The organism is Psychrobacillus sp. NPDC096426, from assembly GCF_044762745.1.
Taxonomy (GTDB): domain Bacteria; phylum Bacillota; class Bacilli; order Bacillales_A; family Planococcaceae; genus Psychrobacillus.
Map to the genome: position 1 here is coordinate 1 of NZ_JBIWEX010000036.1, position 18,889 is coordinate 18,889.

General features: G+C 34.6%; 21 protein-coding genes, 1 pseudogene and 1 riboswitch. Of the genes and pseudogenes, 19 read left to right on the top strand and 3 right to left on the bottom strand.

Annotated elements, in window-relative coordinates:
* Positions 1-118: 118 nt before the first annotated feature.
* From ACIQYS_RS20675 to ACIQYS_RS20685, 3 genes are all read left to right on the top strand, one after another.
* On the top strand, positions 119-1,384 hold the full coding sequence (locus ACIQYS_RS20675) for a Y-family DNA polymerase (RefSeq protein ID WP_402984395.1): 1,266 nt from the start codon (positions 119-121) through the stop codon (positions 1,382-1,384).
* 13 nt (positions 1,385-1,397) lie between these two features.
* The gene (locus ACIQYS_RS20680; protein ID WP_402984398.1) at positions 1,398-1,583 is read left to right on the top strand and encodes a YolD-like family protein; all 186 of its coding nucleotides are present in this window, start codon (positions 1,398-1,400) and stop codon (positions 1,581-1,583) included.
* A gap of 147 nt (positions 1,584-1,730) precedes the next feature.
* A complete protein-coding gene (locus ACIQYS_RS20685; protein WP_402984401.1) occupies positions 1,731-1,901 on the top strand; it encodes a hypothetical protein in 171 nt (56 codons plus the stop codon).
* A gap of 120 nt (positions 1,902-2,021) precedes the next feature.
* Here the strand turns inward: ACIQYS_RS20685 and ACIQYS_RS20690 are convergent, their stop codons facing one another.
* Positions 2,022-3,458, bottom strand: coding sequence for an SEFIR domain-containing protein (locus tag ACIQYS_RS20690; protein WP_402984404.1), 1,437 nt, complete (start codon positions 3,456-3,458; stop codon positions 2,022-2,024).
* A 751-nt stretch (positions 3,459-4,209) separates the two neighbouring features.
* Positions 4,210-4,731: a peptide-methionine (S)-S-oxide reductase MsrA gene (gene msrA / locus ACIQYS_RS20695; RefSeq protein ID WP_402984407.1), complete on the bottom strand. Its 522-nt coding sequence runs from the start codon at positions 4,729-4,731 to the stop codon at positions 4,210-4,212.
* Between the two features lie 118 nt (positions 4,732-4,849).
* On the opposite strand from msrA, the gene ACIQYS_RS20700 reads away from it, so the two are divergent.
* The 8 genes from ACIQYS_RS20700 to metA all read left to right on the top strand — a co-directional run bounded on the left by ACIQYS_RS20700 (position 4,850) and on the right by metA (position 12,536).
* Positions 4,850-5,791 carry an LCP family protein gene (locus ACIQYS_RS20700; protein WP_402984410.1) on the top strand — a complete coding sequence of 314 codons (942 nt, stop codon included), beginning with the start codon at positions 4,850-4,852 and terminating at the stop codon, positions 5,789-5,791.
* 196 nt (positions 5,792-5,987) lie between these two features.
* Positions 5,988-7,181 (top strand): AI-2E family transporter, encoded by a 1,194-nt coding sequence (locus ACIQYS_RS20705; RefSeq protein WP_402984519.1) that lies wholly within the window; start codon positions 5,988-5,990, stop codon positions 7,179-7,181.
* 5 nt (positions 7,182-7,186) lie between these two features.
* The gene (locus ACIQYS_RS20710; RefSeq protein ID WP_402984413.1) at positions 7,187-7,582 is read left to right on the top strand and encodes a sporulation protein; all 396 of its coding nucleotides are present in this window, start codon (positions 7,187-7,189) and stop codon (positions 7,580-7,582) included.
* 96 nt (positions 7,583-7,678) lie between these two features.
* Positions 7,679-7,906: a hypothetical protein gene (locus ACIQYS_RS20715; RefSeq protein ID WP_402984419.1), complete on the top strand. Its 228-nt coding sequence runs from the start codon at positions 7,679-7,681 to the stop codon at positions 7,904-7,906.
* Positions 7,907-7,973: 67 nt separating this feature from the next.
* On the top strand, positions 7,974-8,105 hold the full coding sequence (locus ACIQYS_RS20720) for an RAxF-45 family protein (protein WP_402984422.1): 132 nt from the start codon (positions 7,974-7,976) through the stop codon (positions 8,103-8,105).
* 113 nt (positions 8,106-8,218) lie between these two features.
* Complete coding sequence (abc-f, locus tag ACIQYS_RS20725) at positions 8,219-10,087, top strand: ribosomal protection-like ABC-F family protein (RefSeq protein WP_402984425.1); 1,869 nt, start codon at positions 8,219-8,221, stop codon at positions 10,085-10,087.
* Between the two features lie 266 nt (positions 10,088-10,353).
* Positions 10,354-11,283: a VOC family protein gene (locus ACIQYS_RS20730; RefSeq protein ID WP_402984428.1), complete on the top strand. Its 930-nt coding sequence runs from the start codon at positions 10,354-10,356 to the stop codon at positions 11,281-11,283.
* 153 nt (positions 11,284-11,436) lie between these two features.
* Positions 11,437-11,544: riboswitch (SAM riboswitch) on the top strand.
* An 83-nt stretch (positions 11,545-11,627) separates the two neighbouring features.
* Positions 11,628-12,536 (top strand): homoserine O-acetyltransferase MetA, encoded by a 909-nt coding sequence (metA, locus tag ACIQYS_RS20735; protein WP_402984431.1) that lies wholly within the window; start codon positions 11,628-11,630, stop codon positions 12,534-12,536.
* Positions 12,537-12,574: 38 nt separating this feature from the next.
* Here the strand turns inward: metA and ACIQYS_RS20740 are convergent, their stop codons facing one another.
* A complete protein-coding gene (locus ACIQYS_RS20740) occupies positions 12,575-13,507 on the bottom strand; it encodes an aldo/keto reductase (RefSeq protein ID WP_402984434.1) in 933 nt (310 codons plus the stop codon).
* A gap of 164 nt (positions 13,508-13,671) precedes the next feature.
* Between ACIQYS_RS20740 and ACIQYS_RS20745 the strand changes: the two genes are divergently transcribed.
* The 8 genes and pseudogenes from ACIQYS_RS20745 to ACIQYS_RS20780 all read left to right on the top strand — a co-directional run bounded on the left by ACIQYS_RS20745 (position 13,672) and on the right by ACIQYS_RS20780 (position 18,798).
* Positions 13,672-14,313, top strand: a complete 642-nt coding sequence (locus tag ACIQYS_RS20745) for an alpha/beta hydrolase (RefSeq protein WP_402984437.1) — start codon at positions 13,672-13,674, stop codon at positions 14,311-14,313.
* Between the two features lie 225 nt (positions 14,314-14,538).
* Positions 14,539-15,198 carry a DUF2268 domain-containing putative Zn-dependent protease gene (locus ACIQYS_RS20750; protein ID WP_402984440.1) on the top strand — a complete coding sequence of 220 codons (660 nt, stop codon included), beginning with the start codon at positions 14,539-14,541 and terminating at the stop codon, positions 15,196-15,198.
* Between the two features lie 3 nt (positions 15,199-15,201).
* Complete coding sequence (locus ACIQYS_RS20755) at positions 15,202-16,092, top strand: GNAT family acetyltransferase (RefSeq protein ID WP_402984443.1); 891 nt, start codon at positions 15,202-15,204, stop codon at positions 16,090-16,092.
* On the top strand, positions 16,038-16,850 hold the full coding sequence (locus tag ACIQYS_RS20760; RefSeq protein ID WP_402984452.1) for an MBL fold metallo-hydrolase: 813 nt from the start codon (positions 16,038-16,040) through the stop codon (positions 16,848-16,850). The genes ACIQYS_RS20755 and ACIQYS_RS20760 overlap by 55 nt, the downstream gene beginning before the upstream one ends.
* 19 nt (positions 16,851-16,869) lie before the next feature.
* On the top strand, positions 16,870-17,406 hold the full coding sequence (locus ACIQYS_RS20765) for a GrpB family protein (protein ID WP_402984455.1): 537 nt from the start codon (positions 16,870-16,872) through the stop codon (positions 17,404-17,406).
* Positions 17,407-17,415: 9 nt separating this feature from the next.
* Positions 17,416-17,979, top strand: a complete 564-nt coding sequence (locus ACIQYS_RS20770; protein ID WP_402984522.1) for a histidine phosphatase family protein — start codon at positions 17,416-17,418, stop codon at positions 17,977-17,979.
* Positions 17,954-18,059 (top strand): annotated as a pseudogene (locus tag ACIQYS_RS20775) (metallothiol transferase fosB); the annotation flags it as partial. The gene ACIQYS_RS20770 and the pseudogene ACIQYS_RS20775, both read left to right, overlap by 26 nt.
* Before the next feature lie 58 nt (positions 18,060-18,117).
* Positions 18,118-18,798, top strand: coding sequence for a hypothetical protein (locus tag ACIQYS_RS20780; protein WP_402984458.1), 681 nt, complete (start codon positions 18,118-18,120; stop codon positions 18,796-18,798).
* Positions 18,799-18,889: the final 91 nt, after the last annotated feature.

Here is an 18,889-nt window from a genome sequence, read left to right on the forward strand (position 1 = left end):
TTACCACCTGGCTTTATCCATTATAAAGGACTTTTTTTATGCACAAATAAAAATTAGTGAACATTTAGTGTATTATTAAAATTTAAATTAATTTATTGCAACACTAGTGAATAAATATATGTCTTCTTTGGTTCAAACCATTCTAAATAAGGATTTTTTGCTCATTACTAAATATAAGAGCTTTTATGCATCCTGTATCGCCGTATTACAAGATTTAGATGTTAGGACAGTTCCGATTGCGATAGTCGGAAACTTAGAACAAAAAGGGTCAGTCGTCTTAGCTGCATCCCTAGCCATGAAAAAAAGATTTCGTGTAAAAACAGGAACAAGACTTTTCGAAATACCAAACCACCCAGACATTCGATTATTTGAACCTAAAATGAGTTACTTTCTTGAAATGTCAATGGCGGTAAATGAAATACTACAGAAATATGTTCCTCCGGAAGCTGTTCACGTGTATTCGGTCGACGAAAGTTTTATCGACCTTACTGGAACAGAAAAGCTGTGGGGACCACCAGAACTTACAATACAGCGTATTCAGAAAGAAATACTTGATTCATTACAATTACATTCCACTGCGGGTATGGGACCAAATATGTTAATGGCAAAGCTAGCATTAGACTTGGAAGCCAAAAAGAGTGGTTTCGCAAAATGGACATACGATGATGTCCAAACAAAATTATGGCCAGTGAGTCCTTTAAGTGAAATGTGGGGAATCGGTTCTCGTACAGAAAAGACTCTAAATAATATGGGAATCACCTCTGTGGGGCAGTTAGCTAGAGCCCCATTGGAGTTATTAGAGAGTAAATTTGGAATAATGGGGAATCAGCTTTACCATCAAGCATGGGGCATTGATTTATCCGATTTAGGAGCGCCAATAGAAGAAACGCAAATCAGCTACGCTAAAAGTCAGATTCTTATGCGAGACTACAACAGAATTGAGGAAGTAAAAGCTGTCATCCTCGAAATGTGTGAAGATGTGGCGAAAAGGGCAAGAGATACTTATCAATCAGCTAGAACCATTACATTGGGTTTAGGCTACAGTACAAATGCATTTGGTGGTGGATTTCAACGCGCTCGAACAATTTACGAAGCTACCAACGACACGATGAAAATATACAAGGTGTGCTTAGATTTATTAAAAGAAAACTACGATAACAAACCAGTGCGGCAGTTGTCCGTTTCCATCACGAAGTTAGAAGATGAACACTCGATGCAGTTAAGTCTTTTCGAGAAAGATAACTGGAAAAATCGAAAACTTGCAGCCGCAATGGACAGTATTCGAAATCGATTTGGATCCGCAGCATTATTAAGAGCGGTTTCTTATACGCCTGCAGGCACGGCAGTTAAACGGTCGAAAATGGTTGGCGGTCATAAAGGATAGAGGAGAGAAATGTATGATAAGAGATCGTGGAATGAAAAAATGGCAAGGTATGATGTTACCAGAACATGTTCGATTGTTAAGAAAACGTCGAGAAAATCTTACGAAAATAAGATGTCCAGAACTTGATGAGCAGAAGCTGATTATAAAGTTTGGAGTAATGGCCGATTTGATACTTATCGAGGTACCATCACAAGAATAGATGAATTTAACCGATTGATTTATTATATAAATCCTTTCAGCATCCCGCAAGAGCCACTAAAGATTGACCAAATTGTAGATATCTACCAATTATAAGGAAGGATTATTTATTTTCACCTCGAATGTAACAAGAGAATGGGGTGAGAGAATGAAGAAATACACGCTAAATGTAGAATTTAAAGATGGAAGAATAAAACAATATGAAACAGACGAAAAAGTGCAGTTTGAAAATGAAGCTGTACTTTTAGTTGGGGGACTTCGCATTAATATATATAACGTGGAGCATTATTCGATAATAGAAAATATAAAAACAATGTAAAGACCACCAACCAGTAAGGGAGGTGGTTTTTTTTATATGACTATGTTTAAGGAAAAGGTTGATAATCGTATAACCTTCTATTTAATGATTAAATGAGTGTTTTATACATTAATGTAAAATTTATAATTTTGCAATATCATCAGGATTTATTGACAGATTAAAATACATACTAGAACCTGATTTTGCCTCCCTTAGATAAACATTGAAATCTCCAAACATTTTTCTTCTCTCATCCTCATTTGCTTCAGGAAAGATAGCTTTTACACTTTCGAAAAACCTTTTTGATTTTATTTTGTTTAAAAATTGTATCCTTGATGCTGAAAAGTAAGGATATGTAGGTGGATACCATGTATAAAATTCTTCCAATTTATCATGAGCAAAGCTTAGTAGATAAATGATAAAATCTGCTTGAATCAAGTCGTCAGCTTTAATTCCTTCGTAATTTGCTCTATCGATAATAAGTTTTCCCCTATTAGATATATATTTTTGATCTGTTGAAGGTAGTTTTATTTCATCGAGAAGGCGTGGATACTCACAAAAAAGTCCAATAGACCCATCAAGTTGTCTTTCGAGTCTGCTCGTTACAAAGTAGTGGTTAGTTACAACACTTTTTATTACTTCAAATTTCTTGTACCTGTACAACTGGGCAATATTATATATCATAAGTTCCGTAACAAAAAATTTCATGTGGTCAAATTGATCTTCATAATATGCATGAGTATTTGACTTTGTATAAATGATCGGATAAATTGATTCAAATAGATCAATTATTAATGATTCATTAACAACTTCTGCTTCTTTAATATAAGTTTCTAAAAACTCGATGAACACATCACGCAATTCGATTGTATCGTGTAAGCTTTCTAACATTAGTTGGACTCTATCATCCTTTTGGTCTGGTGTTATGGAAAATGATTTCAAATCTATTTTAAATGTTTCAACAAACTCATTAAAATATATATCTATATTCCTTGGCTTTTTTTCAACATCATGTCGAAATCTGTTTAGAGCTCTTCTACTTTCTAAAGTTGTTTTTTTTTCATCCCGGAGTAAATAGGCTGGAGCAGAACCTCTTTTTGGCCTTTCAAATTCTGGCTTACCATATAAATTTCTTAATACTTTTTCATATCCGTCTTCATATTTTTGTGCTGACGACATATCGATGTATTTTGTACCGCTAAGATAGGTAGGGATATATTCCTCTCCAGCAGGACCTCTTTGGGACACTATTGGAATAAATTTAGTTTGTTCAACACTTTTGTAGACTTCATTTGAGATTATTACTGTTTCAGTCCCCACGCCACCTTCAAAACCATCTGCTTTTTGTTTATACGTTTCGTCACAAATGACTAAAACCTTTGAGATAGAAGGATCGTTGACACTTCTCTGCATAAATGCGTTTAAGTTATGTCCTTCAACACTATCCCATTTGTCGAACACCACTTCAACACCATTGCTTTCTAAACGAGAAGCTAATTCATATACCCATTCCTCGTGTTGTGGACTGGACCAAGAATAAGAAATGAAAACTTTACTGGCTTTTAATTCTTCAGTCATTATAGATTCCTCCAAAACTTAGTAGTAAATATTTTCAATTAATATTTTTCCAAATTTATCATGTTTATTAAACTGATTCGCAACGACATAATAATCGCTTTAACATAATATGTATATCAATTTTATCTGATTTACTATATATCATCAATATATAATGTGACTTTAGATTTAAGAGAAAAGAACCGAGTGTGTTATATACATCTCGGTTCAGATAAGTACTAATATCTATCACATTGTGAATGTATACACTTAAAGTAACGGCTACGTTAGTTGAATAAGAGAAGAAAAAATCAACGATTTACTTTAACGTAGCTTAATTTAAAAATAGCCCTACCACATTAAATCTGTGGTAGGGCTTAGTTTTATTTCAAAATTATAAAAATACTCATTATTTAAATTCGAGACGAATGTAAGTTTATTCAAATGTAAACAACAAATAGTTTAGTATGTGTTTTAAAAATCATAGTTTTTCTACATACGCCGCCTTTTATGATAGCCCCAAATTAGCCCCAATATCATACTTTCTAATGCTATATATTACATTGTAATTAAAATGATGATAGGTGTTGAAATGTTGGTATTGTTGGTTTTATAAAATGAATGTACATTGTTTTACATGCAAGTATAAGTATAGCACGAATAGGGACAACAAGGTATTTAAAAAATGGTAAGGTTAGAAAATTATTAGAGAATCTAAAAACAGCCAAAAGTGTATCTTTGGCTGCTTATAAATATCTAAGTAAGTATTAGTTCATTTTTTCCAATGTTTTTCGATGAATTCGTCACGACCAGATTGTGCTCTGTCTTCTTTATAGTGATCCGGGCTTTTTTTATAAAAATCTTGATGATAATCTTCTGCTTCGTAGAAGGTCTTTGCCTCCCTAACGGCAGTAACGATTGGTTTAGAAAACTTGCCACTTGCTGCTAGTTGTTCTTTCGACTGTTCTGCAAGCTTTCGTTGTTCTTCCGTATGTACAAATATTGCGGATTGATAGCTTTCTCCGCGGTCTTGAAACTGTCCTCCTGCATCAGTTGGATCAATCTGTTGCCAAAAAATTTGGAGTAGCTCATTATAAGAAAAAATGGCAGGATCGTATTGGATCTCGACTACTTCTAAATGTCCGGATGTTCCTTTTTTCACGTCTTCGTACGTTGGATTTTCTACATGGCCTCCCATGTAACCGGAAGTTACTTTATGTATGCCATCCCATGAATCGAATGGCTTTACCATGCACCAAAAACAGCCACCAGCGAATGTTGCTTTTTCTATCATTGTCATTCCTCCCATTATTGCAATATGTATTTTACCATGAGATGCTAGAATGTACAAAATTCCGAAACTTAAAGGTGATAAAAACGTTATAATTAGAATATAAGGGAGCGATAACATTATGGATGAAGAACGACAAATACCAACAAGACGTAAACGGAAAAAACGACTCCGAATAGGACGATTCCTTACATTATTTCTTGTTTTAGTTATAGTAATAGGCGGCATTTATGCGGTTGCTCAATATTCTATCGGATACAAATTAGCAAATAAGGAAGTGGATTTAACGATTGATTTTGAAGGGGACAAGCTACAATCAGGGGAACGGGAAAATATTTTAGTGCTTGGGGTAGACTCAAGAGGACAAAAACAAGCACGCTCGGATACGATGATGCTTGTTTCTTGGGATAAAAAAGATAATGACGTCAAAATCATCTCATTAATGCGGGATATATATGCAGATATTCCAGGTTATCAATCGTATAAGCTAAACACAGCATACTATCTTGGAGGAGTTCAGTTATTAAAAAATACGATTCAGCAAATGTTCGATCTTCCCATTCATCATTATGCTTTAATAGATTTTAGTAGCTTTGAATCATTAGTAGACATACTTGCCCCTGAAGGCGTTCCTATAAATGTAGAAAAAGATATGTCAGAGAAAATCGGGGTTTCACTCATCCAGGGTCAGCAAAATTTAACAGGTAAAGAACTGCTTGGTTATGCAAGATTTCGCGCGGATACAGAAGGTGATTTTGGAAGGGTAGCAAGGCAACAAATTGTAATGGAAGCTTTGAAAAATGAACTACTTTCGATTGGGAACTTATCCAATACGCCTAAATTCTTAGGAGCTGCAGAAGGGTATATCGAAACAGATTATTCTAGAGCAGATAAAGCAAAACGTATTATCGATGCGCTTATTAGCGGAAAATTAGAAATAGAGAAGTTAACAATACCTGTAGAAGGAACTTACACCTTTAATAGTTATAAACATGCTGGTTCGGTTATTGAAATTAATACGGAAAAAAATAAACAAGCCATTAATGACTTTTTAGGAAAATAATAATGCTTCAGCAGATGTTTTTTTGCGGTTGCGTCGCAAAAAAAACTTTTGCAGCAATGCATGAGTAACCAACATCCTGTAGATCAAAACCGCAATTCAAAATTTGGAATAAAAAACGACGAGGCGTATTTTAATATTTGCCAATCTTTTCATTCGTCCGTAAAATATACTATATAGGAAAGGGTGTTTGATAAAAGTGGAGCCGGAGAAACCTTCTTTTTTTTCTACAAGATACATAAAATTTTTAGGAGGACGTAATACGTTCTTCACATTTATCGTACTATTGTTAATAGGACTTATTGTTATGGTATACGATAAAGTGTCGTTTATTTTTAATCCATTAACTATATTTTTAGGAAATGTGATTTTACCAGTTATTCTAGCGGTCATAGCCTATTATTTATTGCGCCCTATACTGCGACTGATTGAAAAGATAAAAATTCCAAGAGTTTGGGGGATTTTAATCATTTTCTTAGCATTAATCGGATTAATTACTTTACTCGTATTTTTAGTAGTGCCATTTTTAAAATCGCAATCTACTAGGTTAGTCGAGGAATTACCTGTATATCTGATTCAGCTACTGAACTCTTTAGATAGCTTTTTAAGAACTTCGTTTGTGGCAGACTATTATTTACAAATTGAAAAAGAAGCGATGGAAATATTAAAGAACGTTCCTGCAGAAGTGGGTAAATTGTTTCAAAGTACAATTTCCAGCATTGCAACTGGAATTACTTCTGTTGTAGGAGCGGTAACAAGCTTTGTTTTATCTATTATCATGGTACCATTTATTCTTTTCTATTTACTAAAAGACGGAGAAAAGTTGCCTAAGTTCGTGATAAGAGTTTTCCCACCTCGCATGCGGGATGATTTTCAATCGGTCTTCAGAAGTATTGATAATCAGATTAGTGCCTATATTCAAGGGCAAATTTTAGTTTCTATGTGTATTGGATTTATGATATTTATTGGCTTTACAATCATTGGAATGGATTACGCATTACTCCTGGGTGTTATAGCAATGGTCACAAGTGTTGTACCTTATTTGGGACCTGTAATAGCAATTACTCCAGCTGCCATTATAGCGCTTGTTTCGTCACCGCTTATGTTAGTGAAACTTGCGATTGTATGGACAATTGTTCAGTTTGTAGAAGGGAAATTCATTTCTCCTCAAATTATGGGTAAATCACTTCATGTGCATCCAATCACAATTATTTTCGTATTGATTACTTCTGGATCACTATTTGGAGTTCCAGGTGTTGTGCTAGGGATCCCAGGATATGCAATACTGAAAGTGATCGTTTCCCATTTTTATACTTTATTTAAAAATCGGTATAATAGATTTGAACCGAATCTTGAAAATCAATATGAGCATACAAATAACAAGGTGGATTGAGAATAATGGCAAAAAGGTTTGAGTCTTCTATTGAAGTACAATCAGTTAAAATTGATACAGTGGTAGATCATCCATATATTGAACATGGTATAAACCTTTCTGGTACCATTTATATTGATGGTGTTCACGACGATGAATCTGTCGAGAATATTAAACTAGAGGTTTTTAAAGTAAGAAACGAGCTTGTTTCCGAAATCATCTCCAAACATTCAATAGAATTAGTTGGGTCAGTTGCATCCAAAGATATGCAAATGATTCCGTTTGAAATTATCCCGGATGAAAGATGGATACCGGATGGAATAGAAGAAGTATCCAAACTAATTTTACGAACGACTGTATTATTTGAAAATGGCAAAGAATTCAGTGACGAAGATGAAATTTACTTCGACATAGAAGAATAAGAAAATATGTAAACTCCAGTGATTGTACTGGGGTTTTTTCTTTTGTATAAAGCGGTAAAATTAGCGCAATCTAACGAAAAAGTAGGAGGAAAGTTGATGAATAAAAGAATTTTATTCGTTTTACTTGTTTCATTGCTTATGTTATCTGCATGTGGGTCCAATCGTGATTCAAATGATCCTGCTAATCCGGAGACACAAATAAATAGTAGAGATCAAAACATCCCAAACACTGGAAACGAAGAAGTCAATAAGGAAAATGATCTTGGTATTCCAAAAATTGGTAACGATTTGAACGATCCGACTTTTGAAAAACCTTCTGAATAAAGCGTTGAATTGTTAGAATAATTATGATAATATAAATTTAATTATATTGAACGGAGGTGAAGAAAGAATGAAAAACGCTGTGAATGCACATGGATTTATACTGGAATTTTTAGCCACATCCTGTGCAATTACTCATGAATTTGCTGACAACGGGATTAGTCTGTCCATTTTTAGCAAATTAAGTGAATTTCACAGCTGATAAAGTCATTCTTTCTGAACCATGTGCACATGGAAAAGACTGCTTTTCAGGCAGTCTTTTTTTATGCAGAAAAATGCTTCCAGCTGAATTATATGAAAAAGGAAGCGAATAAAATGATTTGTACTATACAAGAAATAAGTAAAATGCTCGGAGGAAATATAATTTTTGAAAACCTTTCTCTATCTATTAAGACAGGAGATAGACTAGGGATTGTTGGTCGAAACGGCGCTGGAAAGACGACCTTATTTAAACTGATTGCTCGTTTAGAAACTATTGACAAAGGAAGTATCCATTTTAAAAAAGGAACACAAATTGGTTATTTGGCACAAATCCCTAGCTTTTCTGAAGAAATTACGGGTTATGATGTATTGAATAGTGCTTTTCAATCATTAAACGAATTACAAAAGAAGTTAAAAAATCTCGAAGATGAATTATCTAGTGCGAAGCCGGAGGAAATGGAAAAATTACTTCAGAATTATGGAGATATTCAAGAAGCATTTACAAATCAAGGCGGATATTTAATGGAATCGGAAATAGAAAAAGTGATCCAAGGACTTCAATTAACAGGCTTTGTTTATCAATCTTTTGCAAGTTTGAGTGGCGGAGAACAAACGAAGATTATGCTAGGAAAACTTTTACTAACAAAACCGGATTTATTGTTACTAGATGAACCTACAAATCATTTAGATATATTTGCAGTGGAGTGGCTAGAGGAATATTTAGTTAATTACGCAGGGACTGTTGTGATCATTTCGCATGATCGATACTTTTTAGATCAAGTAGTGACAAAAGTAGCTGATCTAGAGGAAGGCGAACTAACGGTCTATCATGGAAATTACTCTGCCTTTAGTATCGAAAAAGAAGAACGACTAACGCGTGAATTTCAAGCATACGAAGAGCAACAAAAAAAGATAAAGAAAATGAGAGAAGCGATTAAACGTTTACGACAATGGGCCAATGAAGCTGTTCCTCCTAATCCTGGTTTACATCGACAGGCACGAAATATGGAAAGAGCTTTGGAACGGATGGAAAAGGTAAGAAAACCGCTAATAGATCTTAAAAAGATGAATTTGTCTTTTGAAGCTGCCCCGCGGAGCGGAAAAGAAGTGGTTGTCATGGAAGACGTGTGCAAATCATTCGATGAAAAAGTGTTGCTTCATCTTGCAAATTTGCATGTGTACTGGAAAGATCGGGTAGCAATTGTCGGTCGTAATGGAACGGGTAAGTCAACGATATTAAACATACTACGCGGAGAAATACCGATTGATAAAGGGATTGCAAGACTAGGTAGCAATGTTCGAGTAGGCTTTCTTTCGCAGCATTTCCAAATAACAGATCCAAAAGCACGACTCATTGATGTGTTTCGAAGTGAAGTAAATGTCTTTGAAGGGGATGCACGCCATATATTAGCTAAATTTATGTTCTACGGACCCGATGTATTTAAACGAGTAGGCGATTTAAGTGGCGGAGAACGAATGCGCCTACGTCTTGCGCAACTAATGCATCAAGATATAAATTTATTAATGCTAGATGAACCTACTAATCATCTAGATATCGATTCGAGAGAAGTATTAGAAGATGCATTAGAAGACTTCCAAGGAACGATACTTGCTGTTTCTCATGATCGTTACTTTTTAAATAAGCTATTTCCAAGAACAGTATGGCTAGACCAAGGACAGCTAACAACGTTTGAAGGTCCATACGATTGGGCTCGTGCGAAATGGGAGGAGTTACAAGAAAAACACCACCCGATTACATTGATGGAAACAAAGAAAACAATTAAACCGATACAAACAAAGGCGAACCAAGATATATCGGTAGAAGAGGAAATCGCTAAAGTAGAAAAGGAAATTAAATTATTTACTGAGCAAATAGAGTCGGAAAATGACTGGGAGCAATATGAGCAATTGATGGAAACAAAAAAACAACGTGTTCAGCTATTAGAGGAGTTATTGGAACAATGGATGGAGAATGAAACTTGAAACAAGTTATATAAATTGTATAACTTCAAATAATTGTAGCAATATTTTTTGGTTTTTCTAGTTGCTATAAAACTTAATAGTAAACCCTTTCCAAATAGTGTTTTCCATTGGAAAGGGTTTTATTTTGTTAATCATATTAATCAAACTATTGCAAATAAAAAAAGTAAATGATAATGTGATATAAACCCATAAAAAAACTAGGGATTAGTATAGAGTATCTTTAGAAGCTATTGATTGGCTAAGTAAAGAAAGTTGGGAGAGTTTATATGACAAAGACAGAACAACCATTTGTTATTCATCCAGATACATATATTGGACATGTTGTATTAAAAGTGATGGATTTAGAAAGACAAATAGCATTTTACGAGGATGTTGTTGGATTACAAGTAATTCAACAGGATAATACAAAAGCTTTACTTGCTGGAAAAGGTGGTAAAAAAGCAATTTTAGTACTAGAAAAATCAGCAGATGAATTACAGCCTTCAAGAAGCACCGGCGTTTTCCATACAGCATTTTTATTGCCGACTAGGGAATCATTTGCAACGAAGTTTTTTCATATTTTACGAAGCAAAAAGACGGTAGATAGCCCAAGGGAGCAAGAACAGCGTTTTACGCATTTTGAACGTTTCATCCCAATTGCTCGTTTAGATAGCGCAAGTGATCATGGCTACAGTGAAGCATTTTATTTATATGATATTGAAGGAAATGGAATTGAAATTTACGCAGATCGAGCAGTAGAAGACTGGTCCAAATACCCAGGTGGGAGTAATCCGTTAGATCTTAAAGAGTTAGCTGAAATTGCGGATTTTGATACAGATGGTAGTATTCCAGCTGAAACTAAAATTGGACATGTGCATTTACGTGTAGGAAATGTACAGGAATCTACAAAATTTTATGTAGATGTTATTGGATTCGAAAAACAAACAATATTAGAGTCTGTATTTTTTATTTCAGCAGGTGGATATCACCATCATATTGCAGGGAATGTTTGGGCGGGGGAAAACAATCCTCAGCCAAAAGCAAATGCAACTGGATTAAAAGAATACACAATAGTACTTCCAACAAATGAGGCTTTGGAAGAATTGAAAAAACAGTTTAAACAACACAATTATGATATACAAATGCATGAACAAACACTTTCTACAAAAGATCCAAGTGGAAATGGTATCATTTTTGAAATACAAAATTTACATTAGCATAATTAAAGACCTTCCTAATATTTCTTTGGGAGGTCTTTATTTGCTTAATAACAACAAGGTTTAAATAAATGTTTATTTATTAATTCTAAATAGTTGCACAAATAGTTTTCCCGTGATAATCTTTATAAGATTAAATAAACAAATTTAATATTCTTATCAAGAGAAGCTGAGGGAATGGCCCTGTGAAGCTTCAGCAACCTCTGAGTTGTCAGAAAGGTGCTAACTCCTACAAGATTTTTTTATCTTGAGAGATAAGAACAGAGAGCTATCAATACACCCTCTTTTCTTATCTATAAGAAAAGAGGTTTTTTTTATGTTACATAGAAAGGAAGAGAAAGACAATGCCGATTAATGTACCAAAGCACTTGCCAGCAACTAAAATTTTAAAAAAAGAAAAGATATTCGTGATGGATGAAGAACGTGCTACTGAGCAGGACATCCGTCCTATCAATATCATAATATTAAATTTAATGCCTGAAAAAGAGAAAACAGAACTACAGCTGTTAAGACTTTTAGGGAATACACCATTACAAGTGAATGTTACTTTTATGAATATGGCTTCTCATGAATCTAAAAATGTAAGTAAAACGCATTTAGATACATTTTACACAACGTTCGAAGAGATCAAACACCGTAAGTACGATGGTATGATTATTACCGGGGCCCCTATTGAACATTTGCCATTTGAAGAAGTAAATTACTGGGAAGAAATGGTCCAAATAATGGACTGGGCAAAAACGAATGTTACGTCCGTTTTACATATATGTTGGGGAGCACAAGCAGCTCTATACCATCATTATGGAATCGATAAATATGACTTACCAAAGAAATGTTTTGGTGTGTTTGCTCATCAGCTATCTGATTTAACGGTGAATCTAGTGCGAGGTTTTAACGATGTATTTAACGCACCAGTATCCCGTTATACATCGGTTTCTTATGATGAAATTAAAAACGAACCAAGATTAAATTTACTATCTAAATCTGACGAAGCCGGCGTATTTCTTATTATCTCCAAAGATGAAAAACATATAATGGTTACTGGTCATTTAGAATATGATGCGACAACTCTAGCAGACGAATATAGCCGTGATGTGGATAAAGGAATTGATATAGATGTGCCGGAAAATTATTTTCCTAACGATGATCCATCTAAAGAACCATTAAATACATGGCGTTCACATACGCATTTATTATTTTCTAACTGGTTGAACTATTATGTGTACCAACAAACACCTTACGAATGGGAATAAACAAAAGCACAGAGCGGAAGTTCGCTCTGTGATGGTATTTATTTAAAGATACGATCGATTTCCGCAACCTCGTCAGGTGTAAGCTGCACATCTTGTGTTTTTAAATTATCTAAAACTTGATCCGGTTTTTTCGCTCCGGGAATGATTACATCGATTGCATCTTTCGCTAAATACCAGGCAAGTACAACATTTGAAATCGCAACACTTTTATCATTAGCTATTTGACGAAGTTGTTCTACTTTTTCTAAATTGCGAACAAATGCTTCTCCTTGGAATAATGGATTTTTGGAACGGCCATCTTCAAATGTACTATTTTTATCGAATTTTCCTGTTAATAGGCCTGAAGCGAGTGGGAAATAAGGGATAAAGGAAATATTATGCTCCAACGTATATGGCATAAAATCATTTTCTGCATTTCGATTTAACAAATTATAACCAGATTGAAGAACATCAATATATCCATTTTGGTTACCTTCTTTTAATTGATCTAGTGTGAAGTTTGAAACACCAATCGCTCGAATTTTCCCTTCTTCTTTTAACCGGTGAAGTGTTCCAATTGCTTCTTCTTTTGGCGTGTCCTCATCTGGATAATGTATGTAAAATAAATCAATATAGTCTGTTTGAAGACGGCGCAAACTATTTTCCACTGTTTCTCTTAAAAACTTAGGAGAGTTGTCTATTAAAAATTGTCCATCTTCTAATTTATGCGCACCTTTTGAAGCTAAGACAATTTCGTGACGGCTTTTACTTTCTTTTAATACTTCTCCAATTAACTCTTCCGATCTCCCTTTCCCATAAATGAAGGCCGTATCCAAAAAGTCAATTCCATTATTAATTGCTGCGCGAACGATCTCTTTTCCAGTCTCATCGTTTAAATTAGGGAAAAGATTATGTCCTCCTACTGCGTTTGCCCCAAGTCCTACTGGATTCACAAACAAACCTGTTTTACCGATTTCTACTTTTTTACTCATCTAAAAACAACTCCTTTTCAGAATAATCATTATCATTTTACTCCTAATACTTACTATATTGATAGGAATTAGCTCAGGAATTGATATTTCTGAAACAAAGAATTAGTTAATCAAAAGTATAAAATGCTATGATTAGTGCAATTAACTAAGAAAGGAAGAGACGAATGAACACAACATTTACATATACTCATAGCGCACCACAAACTACAGATGAAACGAAAAAATATCCAGCATTATTTCTGATGCACGGTATGGGTAGCAATGAGCAGGATTTAATAGGCCTGGTTTCTAGCCTAAAAGACAAATGTCATATTTTTAGTATTCGCGGACCTATTAGCCAGCCACCTGGTTATGCATTTTTCACTATTGAAGGATTCGGAAAACCTCATCGTGCAGTATTTGACAAAGTGGTAACAGACCTTCAAGCATTTATAGAGAATACCATCGAAGAATATTCGGTAGATGGCGAACAAATATATCTTTTAGGTTTTAGCCAAGGAGCAATCCTAACTCAATCTCTAGCTCTAGTAATGGGTAACAAAATAAAAGGAATCGTTGCACTGAGTGGATACATTCCAGCATTTGTGAAAGAAGAATACACAAAGCTTTCGGTGGATAAATTGAATGCATTTATTTCGCACGGTGAATTGGATAATAAGCTGCCATTTGAATGGGGAGTTGCAAGTAAGGATTATTTCACTGGACTAGGAGCAAACGTAACATTCAAATCTTACCCGGTAGCACATGGGGTATCAGCAGAAAATCATCAAGACTTAGTTGCCTTTTTAGAAGCTAATATAAGTTAAATTAAAGGATTATACACCCCTTATGACGAATAGTATTCATCATAAGGGGTGTATTTTTTGGATAATACAGAAATAATGAATCTCGTACCAGAATTTCTAAACTTTTATGAAAAATCTGTTCAATCAACTATAGATGAAGAGCAACGATAGGCTCTATGGGAACAACATTATAATTTCGCCGCAGTACTTCCGGGTGATGAAGGTAGAAAAAGAGCTAGGTCTCTATTGGAGGATGCTTGGCCTCATTATGCGACATATTTGGAGGCCATAAAACGGTGGAAACCAGATGAAACACAGTTGCTATATTATTTAAATCAAGTTAAATCATTGTTAAATTGTCATGAACCGATAAGTCTAGTTGTTGTTTATTATGTAGGTGCAATAGAAAATAATGCTTTTGTTACTCCTACTTCCGATAAGAAATTAGCATTGTGTTTGCCGATTGAGGAAGGAATAATGGAAATTACGCTTGTACATGAATTAACCCATGTTGTCCATACTTACACAGCAAACTTAGCAACCGAGTGGGAGCGTACGATTGCGTCTACTATTTTGCAAGAGGGCTTAGCAACTCAGATTAGTAAGTACCTAGTTCCTGGGAATCCAGATTATAACTATATCGAATATAAAGAAGGATGGCTGGATAGTAATAAAAAAGAAATCTTTCAAGGTGCTTACCCATTTCTAAATGATTCCTCAGCTGAAGCTGTTGAAAAATTCACATTTGGCACTGGTACAGCAAATCATGAAAGAGAAGCATACTTCATGGGATGGGAAATAGTTCAATTATTATTAAATAAGGGCATGAGTTTTTCGGAAATGGCGCATGTACAAGAACAAGACATACCTGCTTTTATAAAAGGACATTATCCGGAGTTGACATGAAAAATGACGATAATTATTGATTCATCTCATGATATAAATGAGGAACAAGTAAGGGAACTAATAGAAGTCTGTCACGAAGAAAATTATTTGCTTGGAATATTAAAGAGTAATAAATTGATATGCAAACATATTGCATATATAGAGGGCAAACTAGTGGGACTGATAATGGCTTGGAAAAATGATTTTCATCCATATTGTACATATTTTCGTCTATTAACAAATCCTTTATATAATAGTAGCGAAATAGAAAGTAAGCTATATGCTAGATTGGGAAAGCAAAACCTCCCACTACAAACGTCGATTTGGGAAACAGCTACTAATCTAAAGCAATTTTATGAATCACGTGGATTTATTGAAATTAGAAGAACTTATATGCCTGTATTGAAAGTAGATGCAGTACATGAGGATTTATGGATTGTGGAAAATCGTTCAATTAAAACATTGAAAGCAGTTTTAGTAAACCCGCCTTTGAAGACTAAACTATTGCAATTCGTAAGAAAAACATATAAAGAGACACATTTAGATAATCCTGTTGCTGAAAAATCGTTAGAAGAATGGGAAAATCTTCTGCTTGATGATGTACTAGTAGATGGTAGTTTTATTTATTTAGATACATTTGAATTCGGTTGGAGTGGAAGTGTGAGATTTGATTTCCTACAATGCTTGCTTATAAAACAAATTCACTATGCAAAAGAACGAAATGTTCAATTCTTACAAGGTGAATTTGATACAACTAGTCCGTATGCAATGTTCTCTTTAAGGATTCTTCCATTTGATCCTTGTCCTACATGGGTAACTTATCAAAATAAATTCAATGATAGAAACGAGGGGGAAACATTTTGGTCCAATATGAAAATGAAACTATTAAAGTTTTCCAAAGCTCCTTATATCTAACTACTTCAGCTGTGATTGAGCTCGATGATGCCATTGTTTTAACCGATCCAAATTGGCTGCCGCAAGAAGTGGAAGAGATAAAGGCGTATGTTAATCAAGTAAGAAAGAACAGACAGCTTTATATCATCTACACGCATAGTGACTTTGACCATATTATTGGTTCAGGTGCATTTCCTGATGCAATAGTGATAGCTAGCAGGAAGTTGAGTGAAAATAAACATAAAGTGGATGCGATGAATCAAGTACATACATTTGATCAAAAATATTATTTACAGCGAAATTATAAACCAACATATCCAAAAGTAAATTACATCGTTTCAGAAGACGGACAAGAATTAGTGCTAGGGACAAGTACGTTAACATTTTATTTAGCACCTGGTCATACGGATGATGGCTTATTTACAGTAATTGAGCCTGCTGGAATCTTTCTTTCAGGTGATTATTTATCAGATGTTGAATTTCCATTTATTTTTGACAGTTATCTAGAATATGTTCAATCGATGCGTAAAGCAAATGACATTTTTGCTAAACATACTATTTCCCTTCATGTACCTGGACACGGTCATACAACTGAAAATAAAGTAGAAATGCAAAATAGATTGAAGTTTTCACAAGAATACCTTGAGCAACTACTTGTTCATCAAGAAAATATGGAAGAAATATTACAAGAAAGATACATATTCTATGAAGGGATGAAGCATATTCATCAAGATAATAAAAAATTGGCGTTGAAAGAAAAGGAACACATCGATCAGTGAAAAGAGAGGAGGATACTTTTTGAAGTTAGGTTTAAATAAAGACGAAGTGAAGTTAGTTCCTTATACCAGTGAATGGAATGCTGAGTTCATGAGGGTAAAGCAGCAAATAAAAGATGCTACAAATATTGGGGATAATCATATAGAACATATCGGTAGTACCGCGATTATAGGAATGGTAGCAAAGCCTATTATAGATATTTTAGTAGGTGTTGAAGATATAGCACTTGTCGATACTTCCCTTATGAAAGATCTAAAAAAAATCGGATTTCTTCGACTCAAAGTGGAAAGACCTGGTGAAATCGTATTTGCGAAATTTACGGATGATACATATGAAGTAAAAACGCACTATATTCATCTAGTGGATTTTGAAAAGGAACTATGGAATAATTTGCTCTTTTTCAGAGATTATTTAAATGCAATTGTGAATGCGAGAGAAGAATACAAAAAGATGAAAATAACTTATGCAGAGCGTGAAAATATGGAAATAACTGAGTATACAGATTTAAAAGGACCTTTTGTGAAAAGCATCTATGAAAAACGAAAAAGCAGGAGCTGAATTATTTTGATTACGAATTTATATTTTGTTAGACATGCTCATTCTACGTATACACCTGATGAGATGGAAAGACCTCTGTCAGAACGTGGAATGGAAGACGCAAAGTTGATTACAGAACTGTTGAAATTGGAGAAAATTGATCAAGTAATTTCTAGCCCATTTAAAAGGGCAATTCAAACGGTTGAAGGGGTTTCTGAATATATCGGGAAAGAAATAGAAATTGTAGATGATTTCCGTGAACGCACACTCTCGGAACATCCCGTAGCAGACTTTAACGAAGCCATTTCAAAAGTATGGTCAAATTTCGATTTTTCTTTGGATGGCGGAGAGTCCAATCACGTCGCTCAAAAAAGGGGAGTTGCAGCAACCCTTCATGTTTTGCGTAAATACAAAGGTCAAAACGTAGCTATCGGCACACATGGCAACATTATGGTGTTAATTATGAATTATTTTGATCAGCAATGTGACGTTCATTTCTGGAGGCAGCTTGCAATGCCTGACATATATAAACTTACTTTTCAAGAAACCCATCTAATTGACATGAGAAGGATTAGTGTGGCTTGCTCTAAATGAAGAAAAGAACATTCCTGGAAATGAAATAAAGGAGTCATACACATATAGCATTTTCAATCGATGAATCAGACTTCAATGATACTTAGAGCTTTTTGACTAACTATTTAGTAAAAAAATATGGAATATGGGAGATATAATATGAAACTAGCATGCTTGCACGCTCATCATTCCAATATAGACTATATTGAAAGCGTTCTAGCGCCCTATGATATAGAATTAGTGCATTTCGTTGACCCAGGTTTAATGAACAGAGTGACACATGATATAGGCTTCCAACAATTAGATGTCGGGAGAAAAGTGAAAGAACAAATGGAATGGATAGCAAAGTGCAATGTCGATGCTATCCTTATCACTTGTACAAACTATATTGCACTATTAAATGAAAAGGATCTTTCCTTTTCCATTCCAATTATTAAAATAGACGAACCTTATTTTGAAGCCATTTGTCAAATGGACAAACCTCAAGTAATCCTTTTTACAAATCCGGCTACAGTTGAAGGTACAATGAATAGGCTAACTCAATATGCAGCAAACAATCAAAAGAAGGTAGATATAGAAGTAATTGTCATTGAAGGTACCTTTGAGTTATTGATGCAGGGACTACATGAGGAATACAGCCAATTGATTGCCAACTACTTACATAACATCATACATGATGGAAAAAAAGTAATCTCCGTAGCTCAATTATCTATGGTTCATGCTTCTCAGCAAGTAGAGCGCGAGATTTCGAAAACTATTATGAATCCACTGAGCCCATTAGTAAAATTCATTGTTAATCAGCTGAGCTTGGGTGCCAGGAGTAAACACAATTCTGAATAGTTTCCGTGCGTCATACACTGGATCTATGGTTTAAGTCTCATTCCAAAACGATTTGTTTTACATCATTTTTACATGACGGTCTATTTGAGAT